General features: G+C 42.4%; 19 protein-coding genes. 10 read left to right on the top strand and 9 right to left on the bottom strand.

The genetic code is table 11. The features are described 5' to 3' along the window. Nucleotides 1-9 precede the first annotated feature (9 nt). Complete coding sequence (gene hemL / locus PZB74_RS02380) at nucleotides 10-1,302, top strand: glutamate-1-semialdehyde 2,1-aminomutase (protein ID WP_302240430.1); 1,293 nt, start codon at nucleotides 10-12, stop codon at nucleotides 1,300-1,302. A gap of 134 nt (nucleotides 1,303-1,436) precedes the next feature. After that, nucleotides 1,437-2,459: a hypothetical protein gene (locus PZB74_RS02375; RefSeq protein ID WP_302240429.1), complete on the top strand. Its 1,023-nt coding sequence runs from the start codon at nucleotides 1,437-1,439 to the stop codon at nucleotides 2,457-2,459. A 64-nt stretch (nucleotides 2,460-2,523) separates the two neighbouring features. Here the strand turns inward: PZB74_RS02375 and hisB are convergent, their stop codons facing one another. Next, nucleotides 2,524-3,621: a bifunctional histidinol-phosphatase/imidazoleglycerol-phosphate dehydratase HisB gene (hisB, locus tag PZB74_RS02370; protein ID WP_302240427.1), complete on the bottom strand. Its 1,098-nt coding sequence runs from the start codon at nucleotides 3,619-3,621 to the stop codon at nucleotides 2,524-2,526. 89 nt (nucleotides 3,622-3,710) lie between these two features. Continuing rightward, nucleotides 3,711-3,965, bottom strand: a complete 255-nt coding sequence (locus PZB74_RS02365) for a hypothetical protein (protein ID WP_302240426.1) — start codon at nucleotides 3,963-3,965, stop codon at nucleotides 3,711-3,713. A gap of 233 nt (nucleotides 3,966-4,198) precedes the next feature. On the opposite strand from PZB74_RS02365, the gene PZB74_RS02360 reads away from it, so the two are divergent. Further along, entirely contained in the window at nucleotides 4,199-6,610 is a 2,412-nt protein-coding gene (locus tag PZB74_RS02360; RefSeq protein ID WP_302240425.1) for a TonB-dependent receptor, read from the top strand. Nucleotides 6,611-6,627: 17 nt separating this feature from the next. Further along, complete coding sequence (locus PZB74_RS02355; protein WP_302240423.1) at nucleotides 6,628-7,461, top strand: DUF4249 domain-containing protein; 834 nt, start codon at nucleotides 6,628-6,630, stop codon at nucleotides 7,459-7,461. Nucleotides 7,462-7,564: 103 nt separating this feature from the next. On the opposite strand, the gene hisC is transcribed toward PZB74_RS02355, so the two are convergent. The 3 genes from hisC to hisG all read right to left on the bottom strand — a co-directional run bounded on the left by hisC (nucleotide 7,565) and on the right by hisG (nucleotide 10,899). Then, nucleotides 7,565-8,647, bottom strand: a complete 1,083-nt coding sequence (gene hisC, locus PZB74_RS02350; protein WP_302240421.1) for a histidinol-phosphate transaminase — start codon at nucleotides 8,645-8,647, stop codon at nucleotides 7,565-7,567. A gap of 84 nt (nucleotides 8,648-8,731) precedes the next feature. Beyond that, entirely contained in the window at nucleotides 8,732-10,039 is a 1,308-nt protein-coding gene (gene hisD, locus PZB74_RS02345) for a histidinol dehydrogenase (protein WP_302240420.1), read from the bottom strand. Further along, a complete protein-coding gene (hisG, locus tag PZB74_RS02340) occupies nucleotides 10,039-10,899 on the bottom strand; it encodes an ATP phosphoribosyltransferase (RefSeq protein ID WP_302240419.1) in 861 nt (286 codons plus the stop codon). The genes hisD and hisG overlap by 1 nt, the downstream gene beginning before the upstream one ends. A gap of 452 nt (nucleotides 10,900-11,351) precedes the next feature. Here hisG and PZB74_RS02335 point away from each other — a divergent pair, with 452 nt between their 5' ends. Continuing rightward, nucleotides 11,352-12,644, top strand: coding sequence for an aminopeptidase P family protein (locus PZB74_RS02335; RefSeq protein ID WP_302240417.1), 1,293 nt, complete (start codon nucleotides 11,352-11,354; stop codon nucleotides 12,642-12,644). A gap of 131 nt (nucleotides 12,645-12,775) precedes the next feature. On the opposite strand, the gene PZB74_RS02330 is transcribed toward PZB74_RS02335, so the two are convergent. The 3 genes from PZB74_RS02330 to PZB74_RS02320 all read right to left on the bottom strand — a co-directional run bounded on the left by PZB74_RS02330 (nucleotide 12,776) and on the right by PZB74_RS02320 (nucleotide 15,519). Continuing rightward, a complete protein-coding gene (locus tag PZB74_RS02330) occupies nucleotides 12,776-13,051 on the bottom strand; it encodes a hypothetical protein (RefSeq protein ID WP_302240416.1) in 276 nt (91 codons plus the stop codon). Between the two features lie 86 nt (nucleotides 13,052-13,137). Further along, the gene (locus PZB74_RS02325) at nucleotides 13,138-15,087 is read right to left on the bottom strand and encodes a BamA/TamA family outer membrane protein (RefSeq protein ID WP_302240415.1); all 1,950 of its coding nucleotides are present in this window, start codon (nucleotides 15,085-15,087) and stop codon (nucleotides 13,138-13,140) included. A gap of 129 nt (nucleotides 15,088-15,216) precedes the next feature. Further along, nucleotides 15,217-15,519 carry a hypothetical protein gene (locus PZB74_RS02320; RefSeq protein ID WP_302240414.1) on the bottom strand — a complete coding sequence of 101 codons (303 nt, stop codon included), beginning with the start codon at nucleotides 15,517-15,519 and terminating at the stop codon, nucleotides 15,217-15,219. A 362-nt stretch (nucleotides 15,520-15,881) separates the two neighbouring features. On the opposite strand from PZB74_RS02320, the gene PZB74_RS02315 reads away from it, so the two are divergent. The 5 genes from PZB74_RS02315 (at nucleotide 15,882) to PZB74_RS02295 (ending at nucleotide 23,908) form a co-directional block, all read left to right on the top strand. After that, on the top strand, nucleotides 15,882-17,255 hold the full coding sequence (locus PZB74_RS02315) for an Nramp family divalent metal transporter (protein WP_302240411.1): 1,374 nt from the start codon (nucleotides 15,882-15,884) through the stop codon (nucleotides 17,253-17,255). A 79-nt stretch (nucleotides 17,256-17,334) separates the two neighbouring features. Then, a complete protein-coding gene (locus tag PZB74_RS02310) occupies nucleotides 17,335-17,652 on the top strand; it encodes a DUF6660 family protein (RefSeq protein ID WP_302240410.1) in 318 nt (105 codons plus the stop codon). A 93-nt stretch (nucleotides 17,653-17,745) separates the two neighbouring features. After that, complete coding sequence (locus PZB74_RS02305; RefSeq protein WP_302240409.1) at nucleotides 17,746-22,110, top strand: CusA/CzcA family heavy metal efflux RND transporter; 4,365 nt, start codon at nucleotides 17,746-17,748, stop codon at nucleotides 22,108-22,110. A gap of 5 nt (nucleotides 22,111-22,115) precedes the next feature. Further along, nucleotides 22,116-23,306: an efflux RND transporter periplasmic adaptor subunit gene (locus tag PZB74_RS02300; RefSeq protein ID WP_302240408.1), complete on the top strand. Its 1,191-nt coding sequence runs from the start codon at nucleotides 22,116-22,118 to the stop codon at nucleotides 23,304-23,306. 245 nt (nucleotides 23,307-23,551) lie between these two features. Then, nucleotides 23,552-23,908, top strand: coding sequence for a SpoIIAA family protein (locus PZB74_RS02295; RefSeq protein ID WP_302240406.1), 357 nt, complete (start codon nucleotides 23,552-23,554; stop codon nucleotides 23,906-23,908). A 76-nt stretch (nucleotides 23,909-23,984) separates the two neighbouring features. Here PZB74_RS02295 and PZB74_RS02290 read toward each other — a convergent pair whose 3' ends face one another. Continuing rightward, nucleotides 23,985-25,541: a DUF4301 family protein gene (locus tag PZB74_RS02290; protein WP_302240405.1), complete on the bottom strand. Its 1,557-nt coding sequence runs from the start codon at nucleotides 25,539-25,541 to the stop codon at nucleotides 23,985-23,987. Nucleotides 25,542-25,667 lie beyond the last annotated feature (126 nt).

The following is a 25,667-nucleotide window of genomic DNA, read 5'->3' as shown; positions in this document are numbered from 1 at the left end:
AAATAATTCATGCATACCGTTGACAAGAGTCGTTCATTATTTACTAAAGCGCAAGACTATATTCCCGGAGGGGTAAACTCTCCGGTAAGAGCCTTTAAGGCAGTAGGAGGGGAGCCTCTTTTTATCAAGTCTGCCAAAGGTGCTTATGTATATGATGCTGACGATAATCAATACATAGAATTGATTAACTCATGGGGACCTATGATACTGGGACATAGCCATGAGGTGATAGAAAAGGCTGTATTGGAAGCCATTCCACGCTCATTATCATTCGGAGCACCGACCGCTAAGGAAGTAGAAATAGCAGAGCTTATTGTAGATATGGTACCTTCTATAGAAAAGGTACGTATGGTAAACTCAGGTACCGAAGCTACTATGTCAGCAGTACGTCTGGCCAGAGGATATACCGGAAAAGACAAGCTTATTAAATTTTCAGGATGTTATCATGGTCATGGAGATTCTTTCCTGATCGCTGCTGGTAGCGGTGCAATGACCATGGGTGTTCCCAATAGCCCTGGCGTAACTGAAGGTACAGCCAAAGATACGCTGCTTGCCAAATTCAATGATCTGGAATCAGTAAAACAACTGGTAGAGACGAATAGAGGCCATGTGGCCGCTATCATTCTGGAGCCTGTCGCCGGAAATATGGGCTGTATTCTTCCAAAAGAAGAGTTCTTACAGGGGCTACGACAGCTCTGTGATGAAGAAGGTATAGTGCTCATATTTGATGAAGTTATGACCGGTTTCAGACTGGCTAAAGGTGGAGCGCAAGAGGTGTACGGAGTTACGCCTGATATGACAACTTTAGGTAAAATTATCGGAGGAGGAATGCCGGTTGGTGCTTATGGTGGTAAAAAAGAGATTATGGATTTTGTGGCACCTACAGGACCGGTCTATCAGGCTGGTACACTCTCTGGTAATCCGGTAGCTATGGCTGCTGGTCTTGCCATGCTAAGCCACTTAAACTCTCACCCTGAGGTTTATGAAGTCCTGGAAAGAATTACCAGCAAAATAGTGGAAGGCTACCGTGACAATCTTAATAGGTTAGGACTCAACTACACGCTTACCCATATAGGTTCTATGTATTGCCTCTTCTTTACAGAGCAGGAGGTATATGATTTTGATACTGCAAGTACATCAGATACGGAGCGCTTTGGCAAGTACTTCCGTAGTATGTTGAACCAGGGAATCTATCTGGCTCCCTCTCAATACGAAGCCTTATTTGTATCCCATGCGATTACCGATGAATTAGCAGATAAAATTATTGCGGCTAACTATAATGCACTGAAGGAAATACACTGATTTTTAAACGAATAGAGCCACTTTTATAGTGGCTTTATTACTTGTGCAATGTCTACTTTTTATTGAATATTTTTTTTGCACAAATGGCTCTAGTTTCGCATTGGTGATAATGTTTCTAATTAATGCGAAGCAAAGTGAAATTGAACTACGCCCTTATTGTAATAGCAGCTTTATGGATATCAGCAAACACTGCTTTTGCGCAGGGTGGACTGGTGAAAGAAGCCATCACTTATGAAGAGTTGTATGATGACCCCTATGCTATCAACAAGCTCTTTATTCATTTACAACCTCTGTATGCAGAGCTTTTTGCTACTAATGTCAACGCAGGTTTTGGTATAGGAGCCAATTATTTACACAAAGATAAAGCTGACTTCTTTGCTAACTTTAGAAATGCCTATGCACGATCTACTGACTTTGTGCGCAATATTGCCTATAAAAATTCATCTGTAGCCAACAAACCTACCAGCTTTATATACATGGAAGTTGGAGGAACCTACCATATTAAAGACGAAGAGACAGATACAGAAACAAAAATGATACTGTATTCTAAGCGCTACCAGAAGGGTAACCGCTGGGCTTCGCACGTACCAGAACATACTATCATTCCTTCCAAAGTCAGAAAAGTTATAGGTGCACGACTGGGAGGGTTTGCCTACTCTACTGCTATAGATCTGAAAAGAATTACTGAGAGCCAAGAAATTGTAATTGAAGACGAGTTTGGAGCTTTTCCGGCAGGCCTGTACTCTCACTCTAACCAAAGCGTAAGCGGAGCTTTTATAGGTGGTTCAATGTCATGGATTAAAAATTTGGCTATTAAGCCCGATAAAGGCTATGGTGTGCTTTCAGACGATTTACTGCTTACTACTTTTCTGGATATTATGTTTGCTCCCAGTATTAAAGTAGAAGACATAAAATATAGAGATCCGAACAATAATAACGATATACGTACTTTCTCCACCGAGAATGTAGAGACCAGCAAGATAGGTTTCCGTCTGGGAATAGAGGGTAAGTACAATCGCGAATTAAGCTGGGCTTATGGCGCAGAAATAGGCTCAAGGCCAAGTGTGAAGGGGCAGGGCTTTTTTGCACTAATAAAAGTTAGCCTTCCGGTATATAGTACTAATCTTGACTACGGAAGAGAAGCATTTGGGAAGTAGGGAAGGAAAATTCAACCACAAAGTGAAAAAGAACGCTCAGTTTATATCTCTGAGCGTTTTTGTTTTATAATACCCCCTTGGTACTTGGCAACTTATCCAAGTTGTTCAGGTCACGGCTTACAGCCATCTTAATCGCTTTAGCCAAAGCTTTGAACGTTGCTTCAATCTTGTGATGTTCGTTATTGCCTTCTACCTTAATGTTAATGTTACTTAATGAAGTATCTGAGAATGATTTGAAAAAATGGTAAAACATTTCAGTAGGCATATCGCCAATCTTTTCTCTTTTATATTCTGCTTCCCAGATTAGCCAGGGGCGACCTCCAAAATCTATGGCTACCTGCGCCAACGATTCATCCATGGGTAGCAGAAAACCATATCGCATAATGCCTTTTTTATCCCCTATAGCCTTGCGGTAAGCCTCTCCCAAGGCAAGTGCAGTGTCCTCTATGGTATGATGTTCATCTATATGTAAATCCCCTTTTACCTGTACTTTCAGGTCTGCTCCTGAGTGACGACCTAACTGGTCTAGCATATGGTCAAAAAAGCCAAGTCCAGTATGAATCTCTGTTTTTCCCTGCCCATCTAGGTTTAGGTGTATTTCTATATCAGTTTCTTTAGTAGTACGGCGAACCTCGGCAGTACGAGCGGGGAGGCGCAAGTGAGCATAAATCTTATCCCAATCAGTTGTACTTAATTCAGCATCTTCAGACTTTTCTTCGGAGATGTAAATAGCTTTAGTACCCAGGTTTTTTGCCAGTTGCACATCGGTAAGGCGATCGCCCAGCACGTAAGAGTTAGCCAGGTCATACTCCTCATTATTCATGTACTCGGTAAGCATAGCCGTTCCTGGCTTACGAGTATCCTTATTTTCGTGACCAAAGCTGCGGTCTATATGTATCTTTTTGAAAGTGATATTTTCTGCCTCAAGGATATGGAGCATCTTATTGTGTGCCGGCCAAAAAGTATCTTCCGGAAAAGAATCTGTACCTAAACCATCCTGATTAGTTACCATCACAAATTCGTAATCTGTCTCTTCGGCGAGCTTACGAAGATTAGATATTGCTTTGGGCAAAAACTCCAGCTTTTCTAACGAGTCTATCTGCTTGTCTTCAGGTTCTATGATGATGGTGCCATCACGATCCAGAAAAAGTACTTTTTTCATAATCTGAATTTCAAAAGGTCTGTGTAGTCACAATTACAGCGATAGTGCTGTACTATATGCACAAATCTAATAAAATACAGGCTCAGTTTTTACTTTCTGCTAAAATCAGGAAGCTGATGTTCTACCCATTCCACTGACTTCTGAAAAAAAGTACTGCTATCATTTAAGGTAGATAAGGTATCTGTAGGTTTCTGAGAGTGACTGAAAGCCCCTGAGCTATCTGTCTCTTCTAACATTAGTTGTGTGTCAGGAAAGAGCAGCAAAGAACCAATAATCAGCAGAGCGCCGCATATCCCCAACGCCACTAAGCTGGATAATAAAGTATCGTTTCTAAAGCTCTTCATGCCAAAGTAGTTCAGGTGTATGCTTAATCTATGCAATTAAGAACTACATGCCTTCTGTATTTAGATGAATGGTGCTATTAAAGAGTTGAGTGGGCAAAATTGTCGGACAAACAGAAATATTAAAAGAAAATTTTTTGAGGGAGGTAGGGTAGGCTTTCACTGAGCTGTATAAGCTAATGTAAGAACAATCATTCATCAGTAAACTCAAATTTAACCCCAAACCAAAATTAACTGTGAAGTTCCAACAATATCCCAGGCATATGAAAAAAGTGATTTACTTATCACTGATGCTGCTCTTCGGTATAATACTGAATAGCCAGGCCCAGCAGAAATTTACACTCAACGGCTATGTAAAAGATGCGACCAATGGTGAGGAGCTTATTGGCGTAACCGTAATGATTCAGGGTAGTGGCATGGGCGTAGTTACTAACGTTTATGGTTTTTATGCCTTGTCCTTGCCGGAAGGTACTTACGAAATTGAGTACAGCTATGTAGGTTTTAAGACAGTCACCAAAACAGTAGCGCTTAATAGTAATCTGGAATTGAATATGTCTCTGAACCCTTCAGTGGTAGAGATGCAGGAAGTTGTTATTACTGAAGAAAGAGCAGATGAATTTAAGAATGTAGAGCGTATAGAAATGAGCCGCAACGATATAGACATGGATCTGGTGAAGAAGACACCTGCCTTATTTGGTGAGCCCGATATTATTAAAACCGTACAAATGATGCCCGGCGTAATCTCCGCTGGTGAAGGTACCTCCGGCTATTTTGTAAGAGGAGGAGGAGCAGATCAAAATTTAATACTGATAGATGAAGCTCCAATTTATGACCCTTCACACTTCTTTGGATTGTTTTCAGTCTTCAATGCAGATGTAATCAAAGATTCAGAGCTATATAAAGGGGGAATACCCTCTCAATTTGGAGGTAGATTATCTTCTATACTGGAAGTAAGGACTAAAGATGGAAACAACCAACAGCTTTCTGGCTCAGGTTCTATTGGTACGCTGGCTAGTAAGGTAATGCTGGAAGGCCCTATTATTAAGGATAAAAGCTCTTTTCTACTTTCTGCCCGTCGTTCGTATGCTGACATTTTTTTAAAAATGTCACCTGATGAAGACGTTAAAGAAAACAAAGTGTATTTCTACGATATCAATGCTAAACTCAACTGGAAGCCTGATAACAAAAACCGTTTTTTCCTGGCAACTTATGTGGGTAGAGATGCCTTTAAACTCAACGATGCTTTCTCTTTTGATTGGGGAAACATGACGGGAACCTTCCGGTGGAATCATCTTTTTAGCGAAAAACTGTTTTCTAATACTACCATTATTGCCAGCCAGATGGATTACAAGCTGCAAAGCAGCGAAGAAGCCTCAGAGTTCGACTGGAAAGCTAACTTAAGAGAGTTCTCTCTGAAGCAGGATTTTAACTACTTCCTCAATACCAGCAATATTCTCACTTTTGGGCTACAAGCTTCTTACAGAAGCTTTGCTCCTGGCAAAATAGAGCCCGGTAGCGAAGACTCCTTTTACCGCACCATAGAGATGGACAAAATGTATGCGACAGATTACGCTATCTACGCCAGTAATGAACATCAGCTAACGCAAAGGCTTTCTCTACTCTATGGACTCAGACTATCCGCCTTCCAGAATGTGGGAAAGACTACAATCTACGAGTATGCTAAAAATGAAAGGGGCTATCCTGATAATCTGAACGTAAGCATCACAGACTCTACAAAATATGGTGCTATGGAGCCTATCAAGACATTTGCTAATCTGGAGCCTCGTTTCAGTGCTCGTTATCTGTTGGGCAACGATAATTCTGTGAAAATTTCATACAACCGTATGGTACAGTATATCCATCTGTTATCTAACTCTACAGTGCCCGTACCCTTTAATACCTGGACGCCCAGCTCGCCTTATCTGGACCCGCAAATGGCTGATCAGTTTGCAGTAGGTTACTTCCAGAACTTTAAGGATAATACCTATGCCGTATCCTTAGAGACTTATTACAAGCAGATGAATGACATCACTGAATTTGCGGATAATGCTAGTCTGTTGCTTAACAATGATGCTCCGGCAGAGTACCGTCAGGGTAAGGGTGAGTCCTACGGCATGGAGTTTTACTTGCAGAAAATGAAAGGTAAAATGACAGGTTTTATAAGTTATACCCTCTCAAAAACGGAGCTTGACATACCAGAAGTCAACCAGGATAAGGTTTTTCCGGCTAGCTATGACCGTCGGCATGTAGCCAATGCAGTAGCAAACTACAGCGTCAGCCCGCAATGGTCTGTAGGAGCCAGCTTTACTTATTCTACTGGTAGGCCGTTTACTTTACCCGTAGGTCGCTATGAGTTTGATGACTACAATGTAGATCTGTACTCTGCCCGAAACTCGTACCGCCTACCCGATTTTCACAGACTGGATTTGTCTGCTAATTATGAACCTCGCAAAAATGCGGATCGCAGATGGAAAACATCATGGAACTTTGCCATATACAATGCATATAACCGCAAAAATGCTTTTACCATCTATACTCGTAGTGTAGAAGACGAAGAGGGGAAAGCGGTAAGCCCCAGTAAAAAAGAAGCGGTAATGGTTTACCTCTTCCCGATACTGCCTTCTATTTCTTATAAAATTACTTTCTAACTCCCTTAGCCAAAAAGATGAAAACCATAATTAAGCTGATTATACTCACTTTTAGTGCAGCTATGCTATTTAGCTGTGAAGAAACAATAGAACTGGATCTGGAGCAAACGCCTGCTCAGTATGTGGTAGATGCCCTGATAACCAATGAAGATAAAGCGCATTATGTAAAGCTTACTTCCTCTAAGGGTTTTTATGAAGATGGTGCTACCCCCCGGGTAAGTGGGGCTGAAGTTATCGTAAAAGATGATCAGGGAAACAGGTATCAGTTTTTGGAAAGTGAAGAAGAACCGGGGCTGTACGTAGCTAAATTTGAAGGTAAAGTGGGCTATACTTATAGTCTGGACATTCAACTTTCAAGTAGAGAAGCTATAAGTGCAGAAGAGTTGATGCATCCTATCCAGGCTATAGACAGCCTGGTCTGGGATTATGACGAAGAAGCTTTTGAGGAAGATGAAGATTATCCTTATGTGGTTAAAATTTACGCGCTGGAGCCTTCTGCCACCAAAGATTATTATCTCTTTAAGTTTTATCGTAATGACTCTATCCAGAACTTTGATTCCAATACAGGTCTTTTCTATGCCGACGATGAGCTAATTGGTAGCTATATCTATGGGCTGGAAGGCCCGGAAAGTTTCAAAGATGGTGATAAAGCCACTTTTGAAATGTATAGAATAAGTAGAGATGCTTACCTCTTTTATAATGATCTGGATAATACGCTGAATGGAGATGGCGGTATGTTTGGACCCTCACCTACCAACCCGCGTACCAATATTAAGATCAGTAATGGAGTAGGGCTGGGCCTCTTTCAGGTATCTGCCGTAGACCGAACTACAATAATAGTAGGAGAGTAACTGATGTTGTCTAGGTTGCTGTGGTAATAAGAAAAGCCGGATTTTTGTCCGGCTTTCTCTTGTCCTGGGCTAGCCTAATGGGCTGAGACACCACAGAAGTTACCTACTCTGCAACAGAGCTACTATACTCTTTAATCTTAGCCACCAGCTGCTGGTTTTCTTCTTCAGTACCTATCGTTATCCGTAGGCAAGCTTCACAAAGAGTCACTTTAGTCCGGTCTCTTACAATCACTTTTTCTTCAATAAGATGATGAAAAACTGTTGCCGCATTACGCATCTTCACTAGCAAAAAGTTCGCTTCCGAAGGGTATACCTTTTCCACTATATCTAGAGCCTGGAGTTCATTAGCCAGCTGCTCACGATTAGCCAGTATATGTTGTACTACCTCCTGCTGTGCTTTGGTATGTTCAAGTACTTTTAAGGCTTGCTGCTGAGTAAGCGCATTAATGTTATAAGGAGGTTTAATTTTGTTAAGCACCGCTATAATCTCTCTTGAGGCGTATGCCATACCCAGGCGAAGCGCAGCCATCCCCCAGGCTTTGCTCATGGTCTGCATTACCAACAGGTTTGGGTACTGCTGTAGCTTTTCTGTCCAGCTCCTGGTATTTGCAAAGTCAATGTAGGCTTCGTCTATAACTACAACACCTTCAAATGTTTTGAGGTAATGCTCTATTAATTCCGGCTGGAGCAGGTTACCGCTGGGGTTGTTAGGTGAGCAGAAAAATAGCAGTTTACTATTCTGATCAATGGCTGCATCCAGACTTTCTGGGTCAATCAAGTAGTCTGGCGTTAGTGCTGCCTTTTTTAGCGCTACGGCATTAATAGCTGCACTAACTTCATACATACCATAAGTAGGAGGTAAAACCACAATATTATCTACCCCTGGGCGACAAAAAGCGCGTATCAGTAAATCTATGGCCTCGTCACTTCCATTGCCCAGAAAGATATGCTCGGGAGCTACCTGCTTTATTTCTGAAATACGATGCTTTAGTTTTTGCTGATAGGGATCTGGGTAGCGATGAAAAGAAGCTGAAGCATTGTTAATACTTGCTCCAGGCGTGCCAAAAGCGTTCTCGTTAGCATCCAGAAAAACTCCCTCAGTACCTGTATATTCGTCACGGGCAGAGGAATAAGGCTTGATGCCGGCAATATGCGGCCGTAGCAGTTTTTGTAAATTAAAAGGCATGTTAGGTATTAGAATGAAGCTGTAAAGAAAAGATAAAACCAAAGGGGCAAATATAACCCCTTAGTATTTGTCATCTTATAAGTGCTACTTCCTGAGCTCGCTGTTCTTCGCCTTAATTTCAGTAAGGCGAAGCGATACCGCTCTTTTATGAGCCATCAGCTTTTCAGCTTCAGCCATAATCTCAACAGTAGGGCCAAGAAGCTGTAAGCCTTCTTCGGTGATCTCCTGATAGGTAATTTTTTTGACAAAGCTATCCAGAGAAACACCGCTAAACGACTTGGCATAGCCATTGGTAGGCAGCGTATGATTGGTGCCCGATGCATAGTCACCTGCAGACTCGGGCGTATAATGCCCTAAAAAGACAGAACCCGCATTAAATATACGATTCATAATTTCTCTGGGGTGCTCAATAGAAAGAATAAGGTGTTCTGCGCCATATTCGTTAAGCAGGTCTATACAGTCAGTAGAAGACTCCATTATGCAGACCACGCTATTTTCTAATGCGGCTTCGGCAAACTCATGACGAGGAAGTTTGCTCAACTGCTTGCCAATCTCGTTCTGTACCTGCTCTACCAGTTTTTCTTCGGTGGTTACCAAAAGTACCTGGCTGTCTTTTCCATGCTCTGCCTGCGAAAGCAAATCGGCAGCTACAAAGGCTGGTTTTGCCGTGCTGTCTGCGAGAACCGCCACTTCTGAAGGTCCTGCGGGCATGTCTATAGATACTCCCTTCTGGCTAACAATCTGCTTAGCCACAGTAACATACTGATTACCAGGGCCAAATATTTTATGCACTTTGGGGATAGTTTTGGTACCGTAAGTCATGGCAGCAATAGCCTGAGCACCTCCTACCTTACAAATTTTGTTAATACCCGCCAGTTTTGCGGAATAAAGTATAGCAGGGTGTAACTTACCTTCACGGTTAGGAGGGCTGCACAGTACTATTTCCTGGCAACCAGCAAGCTTAGCAGGTATGCCGAGCATAAGTACCGAAGAGAAGAGTGGTGCGGTACCACCAGGTATGTAAAGTCCTACTTTCTGTATGGCTACGCTCTTTCGCATACAGCTTACACCAGGCATGGTTTGCACCGCAATGGGCTCCTCCTTTTGTGCAGCATGGAAAGTTTCTATGTTTTTATACGCAGTCTGAATAGCTTCTTTCAGCTCTTTGCTAAGCTGCTTCTCCGCTTTGTTAATCTCCTCTTTACTTACCGCAATACTCTCTAGCTCTACATGATCATATTCCAGGGCAAATTGCTTAAGAGCTTTGTCTCCTTTCTTCTTTACCTTTTTAATGATCGGCTTTACAATCTTCTCTATCTTCTTAAACTGTTGCGTGGGTCGGGTCAGTATCTCTTCCCAGTCCTCACGAGGAGGGTTCTTATATATCTGCATCAGAGTATCATTTTTTCTATAGGTACTACTAGTATTCCTTCAGCACCAGCAGCTTTTAGTTTTTCAATTACATCCCAAAACTCGTCTTCTTTAATAACAGAATGTACGGAGTTCCAGCCGGGCATAGCTAGCGGGAGTACGGTAGGGCTACGCATACCGGGTAGTATTTCTATGATTTCATCTGTCCTATCTACCGGCGCATTAAGTAGTACATATTTGTTGTTGTTGCCTGTTTGTACGGCATCTATTCTAAAGATAAGCTGGTCCAACGTTTTGAGGCGCTCTTTGCTAATGTTCTTGTGGCCGATAAGCACCGCCTCCGATTTTAAAATGGTTTCTACCTCTTTCAGTCCATTGCTGAGCAAAGTACTTCCTGAGCTTACAATATCACAAACCGCATCGGCCAGGCCAATGCTGGGAGCAATCTCTACCGAACCGCTAATCTCGTGCAGGTGAGCATTAATTCCTTTTTCATCAAAGAAGCGCTGAAGAATAACAGGGTAGGAGGTAGCTACATTCATACCTTCAAAGTCCTGCAAGCCGGTATACTCTTTATCGCGAGCTATAGCTAGGGAAAGGCGGCATTTAGAAAAGCCTAATTTTTTAATGAGGCTAACATCTTTGCCTTTTTCTAGCATCACGTTTTCACCTACTATACCTATGTCGGCCACGCCATCTTCTACATAGCCGGGTATATCGTCATCTCTTAGAAAAAGGAACTCAGCAGGAAAAGTATGTGATGCGGCTTTTAGTTTGCCCTTTCCGTTGTTAAAGTGTATACCACACTCTTTAATTAGTTTGATTGAACTATCACTAAGTCGTCCGGATTTTTGAACCGCGATGCGAATGCTGTCTTTCATGAAAATCTAAAATGAAAATGGTAAAAAGAATTGGTGTAGTGCGCCTGAAGGAAAGCGTCTATACATGATGACAATGGGCGATATGATGCCAATGGTATTGCATTATGCTTTGCAAACGGCCCTCAAGTAGGTTAGCTGCAGCACCTAAGCTGTAAGTAGGTTGCACCGACCGAAAACCGGCATTAGAATAACCAGTTAGTAAACTTTGGGTGACCATTAGTTGCATTAAAAGTATTGCCTGCAAATATATAAAATGATGCTGATTAGCCATGAATTCATCAAGTATTCTGAACATCTTTATTGAAGAAACACCAGAGGTTGCAAAAAAGTCCTTAACCCAGGAGTTTTTCTGTATGGCTTTATCCCGCTAGCGGCGTATGTTTAACTTTGTCAGCTCATGAAAGTTAGCTTCAGATTCCTACTTTTGTGGCTCAACAACAAATTTTTTGAACATGAAGAGATATGCTCCCCTTGACAAAGCCCTATTTGTAGAAAACAGAAAAAGGCTAAGTGGCCTGCTCCATTCCTGCTCGCTGGTGGTTCTTAATAGTAATGATATAATGCCTACCAATGCCGATGGTACTATGCCTTTCTTACAGAATAGTGACCTCTTTTACCTTAGCGGAATTGATCAGGAAGAAAGTATATTGCTGATGTTTCCGGATTTTCCGAATGAAGAGTTTCGCGAAATCCTTTTTTTAAGGGAAACTAACGAAGAGATAGCCATATGGGAGGGCCATAAATATACTAAAGAAGAAGCTCGGGAGGTCTCTGGTATACAAACTGTTATGTGGCTTACGCAGTTTGAAAGAGTCTTTGCTTCGCTCATGCATGAAGCACGCCGGGTATACCTTAATACCAACGAATATCTGCGCGCAGTCCCCAAGGTGGAGACATGTGATGCTCGCTTTGTCAAATGGTGTCAGGAGTATTATCCTCTGCACAAATACGACAGGCTGGCTCCCCATATGCACAAGCTAAGAGCGGTTAAGTCTGCTGAAGAAATTAAAGTGATGCAAGAGGCTTGTAACATCACAGAGAAAGGTTTTAGGCGTGTGCTTAGCTTTGTAAAACCAGGAGTGATGGAGTACGAGATTGAAGCAGAATATCTGCATGAGTTTGTGCGCAACCGTTCGCGAGGTTTTGCTTATGAGCCTATTGTTGCCTCAGGGGCTAATGCCTGTGTACTCCATTATATTGCTAATAGCATGCCCTGCCAGTCGGGAGACTTGTTGTTGATGGATGTAGGAGCGGAGTATGCTAACTATAATGCCGATATGACTCGTACCATACCTGTAAGTGGTAAGTTTACCTCTAGGCAAAGAGAGGTATATAATGCAGTACTTAGAGTTCAGCGTGAAGCAATGAAGCTATTGCGTCCAGGTAATGTTATTCGTGAGTACCAGAGAGAAGTAGAAAAGTTGATGGAGAGCGAGCTGATTGGTCTGGGCTTGTTAGACAGGCAGGATGTGAAGAATCAGAACCCTAAGCAGCCTCTTCTTAAAAAATATTTTATGCACGGCACCTCTCATCATCTGGGTTTGGATGTACATGACGTAGGCAATGTATATCGTAATTTTGAGCCGGGCATGGTTTTTACAGTAGAGCCGGGGATTTACATACGCGAAGAGGGTATTGGTATTCGTTTGGAGAATAATGTTGTAATCCGTGAAGATGGCATAGAAGACCTGATGAGCAACATTCCTATAGAAGCTGAAGAAATAGAAGATTTAATGAATCAGTAGAAGCTTAATCTGAAACACGTTTCTTAATAAGAGATATATGCCGGGATGAGGAAAAGAAACTTCTCTGCGCAAAACTCAGAACAAAAGCCTGTGCAATAGTACAGGCTTTTTTCAGTCATGTATCATTATGTTTAACCGTGCGTAAGTTTGGTAGCTTTTTCCGGGCCTACCTGCCCTTGTACATCAGGCTTGCGGGTTTCTACTTTAGTTTCTGCTGTTCTCCAGGCAGCTTCATTTTTGTTTTTAAAGTCGTTAAAAGCATTGTGCAGTCCGCCCAGCACCTCTGCGGAAGTCTCCAACAGTGCCTGTTCTCTGGGGTCATCTACCTTTTGTACATCTTCTCTAAACTCTTGCTGAAGGCTTTCCAGTTTGAGCATAATCTCTTCTATATGGTGTTTGCTAGACATATCTTTATTCTTAAATGTGATACTCCTTAACTACAAATAAAACTTCTGCCAGCGCTAAATGTTAGTGTTATCTTTTACACAAATACCTATTCAAACTCAAATGCTTCAGGCTTGTTAATGCTAAAATTCATCAGGTCGGGTACTGGTATACCTGCCAGCGTAATTTTGAAAAACGATTCTCCGGAAGGTGCATTGGGGTAGCAGGCTAAACGCAGCTGAAATGTTTTGTAGGCTAATCTGTCATTCCTGATCCTGAACCCCAGCCCGTAGCCCTGGTACAATGGGCTATTAATTAGCCTTTCTGTTTTTTGAGCAACCAGGCCAGCATCAGCAAAGAAAAAAGTAGCTAGCCTAAAGCTGTAAAAATCAAAAGGAAGATAAGCTACAGTTTCCAGACTGAGGGCCAGTCGCTTATGACCATACATCTCATGACTTTTTAGTCCTCTGATTCCGTTTCTATCGTTCAGGCTGATCATATTCTGCCTAAAATCTTCCGGGTTTATCTGCTGTATTCCTAAAGAGTAGTCGGCATTGATAAACAGTCGGTAGGTAGTTCTTCTCCACTGTATTGGAAAACTAAAAGTACGGACGCCAGCCTGAAATAGGCCGTCTTCAAAATTCTGGTTACGCCAATAGCCTCCTACCCTAAAACCACCCGATATATAACCGAGAGGTGCCAGGTAGCTAGCACGTACTATGCGCATACCTGTAAAAAAGCGATTATAAAACTCTCCTTTTTCAGGTCCAAAAATCAATTCGCTCATACTACCGATTGGAATATCCTCTGTACGCCCGTAGCCATAGACTAGTCGCTCCGTAGTAAAGTTGTTTCTAGATAAACCAACACTCATTAAAAGAAGGTGACGATCATGATAAGCCCGGTACTCACTATAGGTTACCTCTGGCCGGTCGTAGTATTTTTTGTGCTGGTAGCGTATAGCTGTTACCAGGCGGGCACGAGGGTCTATAGTAGTAATAAACTCCGGTGTAAAACTTCGCCCCAGCCAGTAGTCCTGAGTAAATCGCTTAAAAGTCTGGCGAGGTATATCTTCTTCGTGTTCAAAGTTTTCCAGTATTTCGTAGCTATCTATCCAGGGAGCGTATGCGCTTTCTTTTCGGTATTCTATAAAAGCTCCTCCAGCTACCTTAATACCGGGAGTTAAAAAATCACGCTCCACCCTAAGGCTGTAACGGTTTTGGTAAATAGTATTTTCATAGGCGGCAACTCCTTCTAACTGACTGCTATTGATGTTAGGAATACGGTATTCGCCTACATAGCCTAGTTTTCGTTGTCGGTCAGTGTCAATTTTTACAGTATTATAGAGCTGATGACCGTATCCAAGTATGTTAATATTGTTGATGCCAAAGTTGCCTCCATCCAGGCCATTTGGGTCTACCCGGGCAGTGTAAGCAATCAGGTCCTGGGTAATGAGTAAGAGGTTAACGGTGTCGCCACTGGCAGCTTGTACCACAAAACGCGCATCGCGAATATAAGGCAAAGAACGAATCAGCCTTTCGTTGTCCAGAAGTTTTGCAGAGGTAAGTTGGTCTCCTTTTTTTATCAGTAGTCTTTTGCGAATCACTCGCTCGCGAGTATACATATGCACTTTGTTCGCAAACTTGCTAAGTGTATTCGTTTTGTCCGAGGTAGTATCATTTACATTGGGGCCAAAAACCTCCAGACCAGTAATAGTAATATTGCCCACAACTTTACCCTCAACATCAATACTAAGCTGAGGGGCCTCCTCTACAGCAGTGGTATCTTTCTCTTCTGAGACATCATCCAGAATAAGGTCTACAATCTTTTTCTTAAGCTTGCTGCTATCGTTATTGGTGAGGCTATCATAAAAAGCTTTCTCTTCCTCTTCTTGCAAAAGCAATGAGCCTATCTTGCTGTTGATGGTGTCCTGTACATAGATGACAGTATCTTTCTTGGCGAAAAAGACGCTGTCTTTTCCGATTACTACAGTGTTTTTTTCAATATGGACCGTATCAACAAGAGTTTGGGGTACATACTTTTTTTCCTGTGCGTACACACACACTGCACACAAGCATAATATGATGCTTAAGCTAAATCGCAAAGTCTAAAAAATTAGAAAAAACAAACTTAAAAAATTCCCGGTAAGAGAGAAGTATAAAAGTATAACTACTTTGTAGTCAAAGTGTTAGAGGGAGGGGAGAGTATTTTTACGAGAGGCCTTATTTTCTAGTTTAATCAGAACTAGGTCGATAAGTATATAGGGGTTTTTCTGCATAAAACCAGCAAGCTCGTCATAATAATATTTATACAAATGCTGTGAAGCGAAGGCTTCATGCATACCTTCCTGTAAAGCTCGTCGCTTAGCTGCCTGCATGAGTTTTTGTTTCACTTCTTCCTGAGCACGCAGCGTTAACTGGTGGCTTTGATCATCCTCAAAATGAAGATGATCGTCAGCGATGACATTCTTAATGTTTTCCGTAGGATTCACACCGATTGCTTTTAGTGGGGTAATTATTTAAGTCTGATGCCTTTAATAGTATAACAACAAAATAGCTAAAGCACAAACGTTTTAAGCTCTTCTTGACATAGTTTAATTTGAATTGCCCATAAGTTAGTACTAGTACTTATACCATGGGCAATTAGTTCCAAGAAATGCACTAAAACTGTAAATAAGTATGCTACTTATGGAAGTATTATCAGAAATAAAAAAAATGTAAATTAAATCTTTTTTAAACATTAGAGAAAAGCTCTAGCGGTAGGCTACTGTTTCCTTACAGATGGGCTTTTGCTTAGCTAAAATGCTTATATTAAAGTGCAGTAATACAACAAAACCTTAACTACAACCTAATTTTGCTTACTCAAGAAAATACTCAGCAAGAGGCTAATCCTTATGTGCTGGATGAGTCCGCTATTAAAGAAGCACCGACGCAACTCAAAGACCGTTTACGACAGCTGGGGCCCGGCTTCATTCTTTCTGCCGCTATTGTAGGTTCAGGAGAGCTAATTGCTACCACAACCCTGGGTGCCGAAGCAGGGTTTGCCACTTTTTGGGTGGTTATTATTTCCTGTCTGGTAAAAGTGACACTACAACTAGAGTTTGGCAAACATGCCATTTACTCGGGAGAAACCGTAATGGCGGCATTTAACCGCCTACCCGGACCAAAAATAAGAGGAACAAACTGGAGTATTTGGACGTGGCTTTTTATACAAATTTTTAAGCTATTACAGGTAGGGGGCATAGTGGGTGGAGTAGCAATCACGCTCAATATTGCCTTCCCTCAGGTGCATGATGCAGTATGGGCTTTTTTTGCGGCCATACTTTCCTCTTTACTAATTTTCAAAGGCTACTACCGCTTTATAGAGAAGTTTTCTATCAGCATGATAGGCTTGTTTACGCTCCTGACTTTTGCTTCGCTTTTCTTTTTGCAGTATACCTCTTTTGCCCTAAGTTGGGACAATCTGCTGGAAGGCTTAAGCTTTACCTTGCCACCGGCGGCTGTTGGGGTGGCTATCGCTGCTTTTGGTATTACCGGTGTCGGTGGCGACGAAATTATGTACTACAACTATTGGTGTCTTGAAAAAGGCTATGCCCGTTTTGTAGGCCCTCAGGATGGTAGTGAGGCCTGGTTGAAGAGAGCCAAAGGCTGGATAAGGGTGATGTACCTGGATGCTATCCTCTCCATGATCGTATACACTTTAGTAACGGCAGCCTTTTACCTGTTAGGGGCAGCGGTACTCCATAAGTCTGGGCTGGTACCTGAAGGCTACGAGATGGTAGAGTCACTATCACGAATATATACGGAAACTTTAGGCAGCTGGGCTCGCTCTATTTACTTATTTGGAGCCTTGATCGTACTGTTCTCTACTCTATTCGCTGCTCTGGCTAGCTGGACGCGTATTTTCTCCGATGCCTTTGGGCAGATTGGCTGGCTTGACTTTTATAACCTCAAAGCCAGAAAAAAGAGTATCGCCATACTTGCGTGGGTATTTCCTTTATGCTGGGCTCTTTTGTTTATTTTTATCAAACTACCCGTCATGATGATATTGGTTGGAGGCTTTGTTACCTCTATCTTACTGCTGATTGTAGTATATGCCGCCTTCCACTTCAGGTATAGGCGATTGCCGCTGATACTTAAGCCCTCTTCTTTTTACGATTTTGCTTTGGTGCTGAGTGCTTTAGTAATTGTGGCAGTAGGTGTTTATAGTATTATCAAAGTGTTTTAATAAAAAAGAGGAACTGAGCCACACAAAAATTCGCCTTGCCATTGACGCCACATACAAATTAGCTTAAGTTTGTAACACTTTGCGTCTGATAGCTACCATATTATCATTTTATGTGCTACTCCTGGCATTTGCACCCTGTGGAGACGAAGTCTCGCATGAGGAAGGAGCAGCAGAGGAAGTAAGTATAGTGCAAGAGGAAGTACAAGAAGAGTATGATCTCTGTCTGGATTTCTGTACTCCTTTCTGCCATTGCCACTGCTGTCATTCGCATGTTACTTTCTTTGACTCAGTATGGCCTGGGTACTTAGATATACCCTATGGTGATTTGCTCACCCATTATTCCGAGCAAAAAGAGGCTCTTTTCCCTTATTCCATCTTTCAGCCGCCCCGGCTTTAGTTCAGTTTACAGGCTTTTTTGCTGACAGCATATTCCCGCATACCGTGTGGAGCATGCTGGCCTATGTCTATTTACTGAACTAAAAATTCATCTATGATTAACCAGATCATAAAATTTTCTATTGATAATAAACTTATCATAGGCTTGCTAACCATTGCCCTGATAGTAGCAGGGGCCTGGAGCATGACTAAGGTACCGATAGATGCGGTACCAGATATTACCAACAATCAGGTACAGGTAATTACGCAGGCCCCCAATCTTGGCACGGAAGATATAGAGCAGTTTGTTACTTATCCGATAGAGGTAGCCATGTCTAACCTGCCTGGAGTAAACGAAATTCGTTCAGTCTCACGCTTTGGTATTTCGGTAGTTACTATCGTGTTTAACGATGATATGGGTACTTACCTTCCTCGGCAACTGGTGAACGAAAAGCTAACCGTAGTTAAAGAGGAGATTCCAGATGGCTTTGGAGACTCCTTTATCGGCCCTATTTCTACTGGCCTTGGCGAAATTTACCAATACACTTTGGAGGTAGAGCCAGCTTATGCAGATGCCTATTCTGCCTCTGACCTGCGCAGTATACAGGATTGGATTGTCAGGAGACAGATGTCTATGGTACCGGGAGTGGTAGAGGTTAACGCTTTTGGTGGTAAAATTAAGCAATACGAGGTCGCGGTAGATCCCGACGAGCTTAGGGCGATAGACCTTACCATTATTGAAGTGTTTGACGCGCTGGAACAAAATAACCAGAATACGGGTGGAGCTTATATTGAAAAAGATCATCAGGCTAACTTTATCAGGGGAGAGGGGCTGGCCCGTAGCCTTTCAGATATTGAAAACATCGTTGTAAAATCAGTAAACGGTATTCCAATTCGGGTCAAAGATGTAGCTAAAGTACAATATGGCTCTGCTGTACGCTATGGTGGCTTTACCAAAGATGGTAAGGGCGAGGCCGTAGGTGGCATGATACTTATGCTGAAAGGTGCCAACTCTAATGAAGTAATTGCTGCGGTAAAGGAACGCATGGACCTGATTCAGCAGTCCCTACCCGAGGGGGTAAGTATTCAGCCCTTTATTGATCGTAGCCGCCTGATCAACAATACCACCAGTACTGTAAGCACCAACCTTTTGGAAGGGGCCCTTATTGTAATTTTTGTGCTGGTATTTCTATTGGGCAACTGGCGGGGAGGGCTCATCGTCGCTTCAACCATTCCTCTGTCATTGCTCTTTGCTTTCATTCTTATGAATGTGTTTGATGTATGGGCTAACCTGATGAGCCTGGGAGCCATTGACTTTGGAATTATTGTAGATGGTGCTGTCATCATTGTGGAAGGTACCGTATTCTTTCTGGCGCGCCGTATTAGCAAAGGAGAGAAAATAGATAGTGGCAGCCGGGATCAGGTAAGCTATACCGCATCAAGTAAGATGATGAACTCCGCTTTTTTCGGTCAGCTCATTATCCTGATCGTATTTTTACCCATACTTTTTCTGGAAGGTGTAGAAGGTAAGATGTTTAAACCGATGGCACTCACCTTTATCTTTGCCATGCTTGGTGCCATGATTTTGTGCCTTACCTATGTACCTATGATGTCGGCGCTTTTTCTCAAAGTTTCAGGCCGGCAGAAAAAGTCCTGGGGAGATAAGTTAGTATACTGGCTTGAAGATAAGTACGAAAAGACTTTAGACGTAGCCCTAAAAAGAGCTGCTATTGTAATTGCTTCAGCAGTAATTTTACTAGGACTTGCTGTGTTTACATTTTTCAGGATGGGGGGGGAGTTTATTCCTCAGCTAGATGAAGGGGATATTGCTTTTCACATCATCCTAAAACCTGGAAGCTCTCTTAGCGAGAGCCTGGAAACTTCTACCCGCATTGAAAAAATTCTGCTGGATAACTTCCCGGAGATAGAGCATGCCATGTCACGCTTTGGTGTAGCAGATGTGCCTACCGACCCTATGCCTATGGATATCGGAGACTGTATAATCGTACTCAAGCCAAGAGATGAATGGGTGTCAGCAGATACTAAAGAGGAACTTATTGCTAAGATTAAGGAGAAATTAAGCGTGGTACCTGGGGTTAATTATGAATTTACCCAACCTATAGAAATGCGATTTAATGAGTTACTGAGTGGGGTGCGTGAAGATATCGCTATCAAACTTTATGGTGAAGACCTGCAAATACTTGCAGAAAAAGCTGAAGAGATGGGGGCCATTATTGCCACAGTAGATGGCGTAGGAGATATGAAGGTAGAAGCCACGACGGGTTTGCCCCAGATGACGATCAACTACCAGCGCGGTAAGCTAGCTCAGTATGGGCTCAATGTCAATGACATTAACCGGGTAATTGAAACGGCATTTGCCGGAGGTAAGGCAGGTGTTATTTTTGAAGGGGAGCGCAGGTTTGACCTGGTTGTTCGTTTAGATTCTACCTACCGATCCAATATTAATGACGTTAAAAATCTGTATGTAAACACAGCAGAAGGAGCGCAAGTACCCCTGAAAGAGGTAGCCAGTATCAGCTATGAGCCAGGGCCTATGCAGATCAGCAGAGACAATACCAATCGTAGAACCTATGTAGGAGTAAATGTGCGTGGACGCGATGTAAAGACACTGGTAGGTGAGATACAGCAAAAGCTCAGCGAGCAGCTAAACCTTCCTCCCGGCTATTACATCCGTTACGGAGGTGCCTTTGAAAATCTGGAAAGAGCTACAGACCGCCTTCAGGTAGTAGTGCCAGTGGCGTTGCTGCTTATTTTCGTGCTTATCTTTTTTGCTTTGCACTCTTTCAAGCAAACACTTATGATTTACATGGCCATACCTTTAGCGGCTATTGGTGGAGTATTTGCCCTTTGGCTTAGAGGTATGCCCTTCAGTATATCGGCAGGTATTGGTTTTATTGTGCTCTTTGGCGTAGCCGTGCTTAATGGGCTGGTACTCATCAGCGGCTGGAATGAGCTTAAAGAAGATGATGTTACCGACTTACGTACAAGAATTAAACAGGGGGCAAAAAGGCGTATCCGCCCAATACTGCTTACTGCCCTTACGGATGTATTAGGCTTCTTACCTATGGCCCTATCTGTTTCTGCCGGAGCAGAGGTACAGCGACCGCTGGCTACAGTAGTAATTGGTGGGCTGATTACTTCTACCTTGCTTACCCTTTTTGTACTACCTATTTTGTACCGATGGACAGAAACACACGCACTAAGACCCGCTTTGAGCAAAAGCTCTGTAGCAATGCTGGCGATTGGTTTAGCCAGAGTGTTTTCTACATTAGACGTTCAGGCTCAGGATAAACTGCCTGCAATTAGTATGGAAGAAGCGGTAGAAAGAGCCGTAGAGAACTACCCTCTTCTCCAGTCGGCACGTTTAGAAATAGAGCAGCAGGATGCACTTAAGAAAACGGCCTGGCAACTTGGCAACTCCCAGATTTTTACCAGTGGAGAAGAAATTGGCAACGGGCAGGGAGTGTACACCCGTATAGGTATACAACAGCAGAATATAGATGTTTTTAGCATTGGGCCCAATCTAAAAGTACAGTCACAACAGATTGCATTAGCGGAAACTGCTCTGACCCTGAGTACTTATGAGCTGAAGCAGAAAGTAAGAGAGGCTTATGCTCAGGCATATATTCAGCTTCAGCGGCTAAACCTTTACAAGCAATTAGATTCCATCTATCAGGAGTTTGAGCGGGCTGCTAAGCTGCGTTATGAGGTAGAAGAGACTTCCAAACTGGCTTATCTGGCAGCTACAAACCAGGTGCGTCAGATGAAATTACAGAAAGACCAGGCGGGTTATGACTATCAGGGAGCATTAGCTAAGCTTAACCTTTGGTTGGTTAGCGATACGCTTTTTACAGTAGAATCCAGGCAGAATAATAGCTGGCTAGAACCTTTAGCCTTACGGGATTCGGTTACCCGACATCCAATTCTGGACCGAGCCACCCAACAAATACAGTTGGCAGATGCCAAGCGTAAGGTGGCTTCAGCAAGCTTTCTGCCCCGGTTTAACGCACAGTACGGCGTACAGGAGATTGCGACCCCTGATGACACAGAACATAGTTTTCAGTCTGGCTTTCATCAGTTTCAGTTCGGCATATCCTTACCGCTATTTTTTGCTCCTCAGAAAGCTCAGCTACAGTCTGCCAGAATAGAGCAGCAAATTGCGCAGCAGAATTTTAAACAGGCGCAACTGGAGTTACATATGCAGTATCAGACCTTAAGGCAAAGCTACAATAAATGGCTGGCCTCCTGGAAGTTTTATCAGGAGGAGGCGCTACCCCTGGCCAGAGAGCAACGGGAAGGTAGTGTATTAGCCTACCGTGAGGGAGCTATAGATTATGTCTCATTTATACAGAACCTTAAAGAAGCGGTGCAGGTAGAAGTACAGGCTCAGGAAGCACTTGAGCAATATCTGCTGGCTAAATTTCAGTTAGCGTATTACCTCAACTCATCAAATCAGTAATAAATATGAAGTCATTAATATATATTCTATTCAGTATAATCATTTCTGTATCCTTTACAGCTTGCGAGCAGGAGCACGAACATGAGGGAGAAGATCATCATGAGCATGACGAAGAAGGGCATCACGATGATGATGGGGTGCATTTTTCGGTAGATCAATTTAACGCGCTTGACATGAAGGTGGGTGCACTAACGAAACGCAACCTTTTGGGCGTGGTAGAGTCAAGCGGTGTATTGGAAGTGCCTCCACAAAACGAGGCTACAATTACAGCTATAGTAGGAGCCAATATTACCTCCATTAAAGTAATAGAAGGAGATGATGTTAAAAAAGGACAGGTACTGGCTTATCTGTCTCATCCTAATCTTACGCGTTTTCAAAGCGACTATCTGGAAGCTTACAACAGCCTGCAATTTTTGGAGAAAGAGTTTCAGCGTCAGAAGCGACTGTATGAGGGTGAAGTAAGTTCGGGTAAAACTTTTCAGCAGACCCAGTCCGACTATCAGAGTAGACAGGTGATGGTAAAAAGCTATGAGTCGCAGCTTCGTCAGCTAGGCATGAACCCCAAACGTTTGCAAGAGGGAAGCTTATACGAGCAGGTTCCAGTAATAAGTCCGCTAGAAGGTTCAGTAACCATGATTGGCGTAAAAACCGGGCAGTATGTACAGCCGGAAAAAGAGCTTTTTGAAGTAGTTAACACCCATCATATCCATGCTGACCTTATGGTCTTTGAAAAAGACATCTACAAAGTGGAAGTGGGGCAGAAGGTAAGATTCAGGGTAGAGACACTGCCTGATCAGGAGTTGATTGCAGAAATTTATTCGGTAGGCAAAAAGTTTGAGCCAGACCCTAAAGCAGTACACGTTCATGCAGAGATAGAAAACAGCAGTGGTAAGCTTATTCCCGGTATGTACATTAAAGGAGAGATACTTACAGATAGTGTAGAAACCTATGCTTTACCGGAAGAAGCACTGGTAAGAGAGGGAGATCAGTACATGGCTTTTGTAGCGGAACAGGAAAATGGCGATGAAAAAGAATGGAAGTTTAGCCCGCTGTCTGTCACTACCGGAAATTCGTCTAACGGTTGGGTTGAAGTAGCTTTTGCTGAGCAGCCTTCTTCAGAAGCTCAGTTTGTGATGAATAATGCATACTACCTGATAGCCGAGATGAAAAAGAGCGAGGCCGGGCATAGCCACTAACAGTTAAGACTAAGTTTTGATGGGGTAAGCTTGTTTTCTTTGATAGACATAGGTGTGAGCTTATAGTATTGTCAACTGAAAATGATTTTACCCTGTCTTGTTACAAGCTCTTAAGCGAACAATCAATATATGTCTTTGTTGTGCAATTAACTACAGGTGCTAATTTTTTGAGTATGAATGGAAGGTTCATGTGTTGCACCTGAAAATAAGCAGATATGTATTATTTAAATTAAAATCATATACCCATGTTAGAAGTATTAGATTTTACGCACGACAACATTATCGCGACTAAAGTAAGTGGAGAGGTAAAGGGTAAGGACTATGAAAAAGTACAGCCTTATGTAGATGATATAGCAGAGAAAGGGCAAAAAATTCGCTGGTACTTTGAGCTACAAAATAAAGAAGGCTGGAATGCCGATGCTATAGTTGAAGACATTAAGGTGGACCTCAAACATGCGAACGACTACGAAAAAGTAGCGATAGTAGGCGCTAAAGACTGGGAAGAAAGTCTGGCCAAAGCTTTTGAACCCTTCACTAAGGCTGAAGTACAATACTACGAGCTGGCTGAAAAAGAAAAGGCAAAAGAGTGGATTAACCTATAACAAAAAAGAACGACTTTCAGAGATGAAAGTCGTTCTTCATATAAAGGTGAATAGCTGTTAAAAGTGGCGCTATTAATTATGACTGATGCTGCTCACGTAGCAGGTCATTTACCGTTTTTACCGGGTTAAAGGTAACAATAGGCACTTCTACAAAAATTGTATTCCAATCAGACATACTACCGTTCCATAAACCAGGAAGCTCCAGCGCTTTCAGTTCTTTACCATCTTTAGATTTATGAGAGATAAATCCGGTCATTGGATCTACAAAGCGTTTCAGGTCAAACTTATTCCCTTCAAAATCTTTTAAAGAGCAAACAATATCCACTGGGTTAAAGTGGGTAGCATTCTTAAATATTTCCATTTGTTCGGCATCAGTGGTGTCTACCTGTGCACTTTCTACAATTTGTAGAGAGGTAGAGTCGTCACTGTTTTGTGCCCAGAAAGGCCCACCACCTGGCTCTCCTTCATTTTTCACCATACCACAGACACGAATAGGTCGGTCTAGTTTCTGGAAGAGATAGGCTACCTTCTCATCATCTTCCATAGTGCTGAAGACCTGGGGAGAAATGGTACAAAGTTGGTTTTCTACAAAATGACGAATCTCTTCAATCTTTTCGGAAGACAGATCATCCGATTCGTGTATCAGTTTCAGATATGAGAAAATAGTTTGCTGGTAGCTAAGTAATATACCACCCAGCATTTTTTTGTTATCGTAAGTAGGCGCTTTGATCTGGTCAGGTACTACATTATCTATGTTTTTGATAAAGACGATATCTGCCTCCAGGTCATTAAGGTTTTCTATCAGTGCTCCATGCCCTCCGGGACGTAACAGCAGGCTGTTGTCCTCATTACGAAAAGGCCTGTTTTCCATATCTACCGCAATAGTATCAGTAGAAGGTTTCTGTTCAGAGAATGAAATATGGTAGCTAACCCCATACTCCTGCTCGTACGAAACTTTTACCTCTTCCAGGTGCTGTTCAAAGCCTTTGCGATGCTCCGGAGATACTGTAAAGTGAATAAAAACTTCGTTATTAGCATTACGGCAGTAATTTGCACCCTCAACCAGGTGTTCTTCTACCGGCGTGCGAGTGGTATCACTATATCTGTGAAACTCCAATAAGCCTTTGGGCAGACTGCCATAACTCATGCCTTCGTCTTCCAGCAAGACTTCCAGTACGCTCACATACTTTCTTTGAAGGATAGCTTCGTTAAGCGTGATCTTATGCTTTTCTGCGTACTTTTCTTTTAGGCTGTCATAAAAAGCAAAATCCTCTATTCTTTTAAAAAAGTTGAAGATAGGACGTTGCTTTTCATCGCTGATCAGTTTTTCGTAATCGGCTTCGCTACCGGTGTAAGAACGCATAAATGCGAACAATGCTTTGAACATACGGCTGGCAGCCCCCGAGGCAGGTACAAATTTAATGACTTTGTACTGCGGAGATTCGCGCTCATATGTTTTGATGTATTCCTGGCTTAGTGTCTCATCAGTCTGAAGAATACCATCATTGATAGTTGCTGCTTTAATAATTTTCAGATAGGGAAAACCTTCTTCAAATTGCTCTATCTGCTGCTTGATGTTGTCTAGGTCAGCACCGTATGTCTTTAGGTGATTTAAGTCTTGATCGGAAAACATAGAAAAAAAATTAGTCTATTTTTAAAAAGATATTATGCCTAAAAATACTAATAAAAGCCAATATTACACAAAAGGAGCTAAGCTAAAGCTCTCTCATGCATTTTGATGACTCTTACTAAGGTAGAG

The sequence above is a fragment of the Porifericola rhodea genome (genome assembly GCF_030506305.1).
Classification (GTDB): Bacteria; Bacteroidota; Bacteroidia; order Cytophagales; family Cyclobacteriaceae; genus Catalinimonas; species Catalinimonas rhodea.
This window is presented reverse-complemented; position numbering and strand designations above follow the sequence as displayed.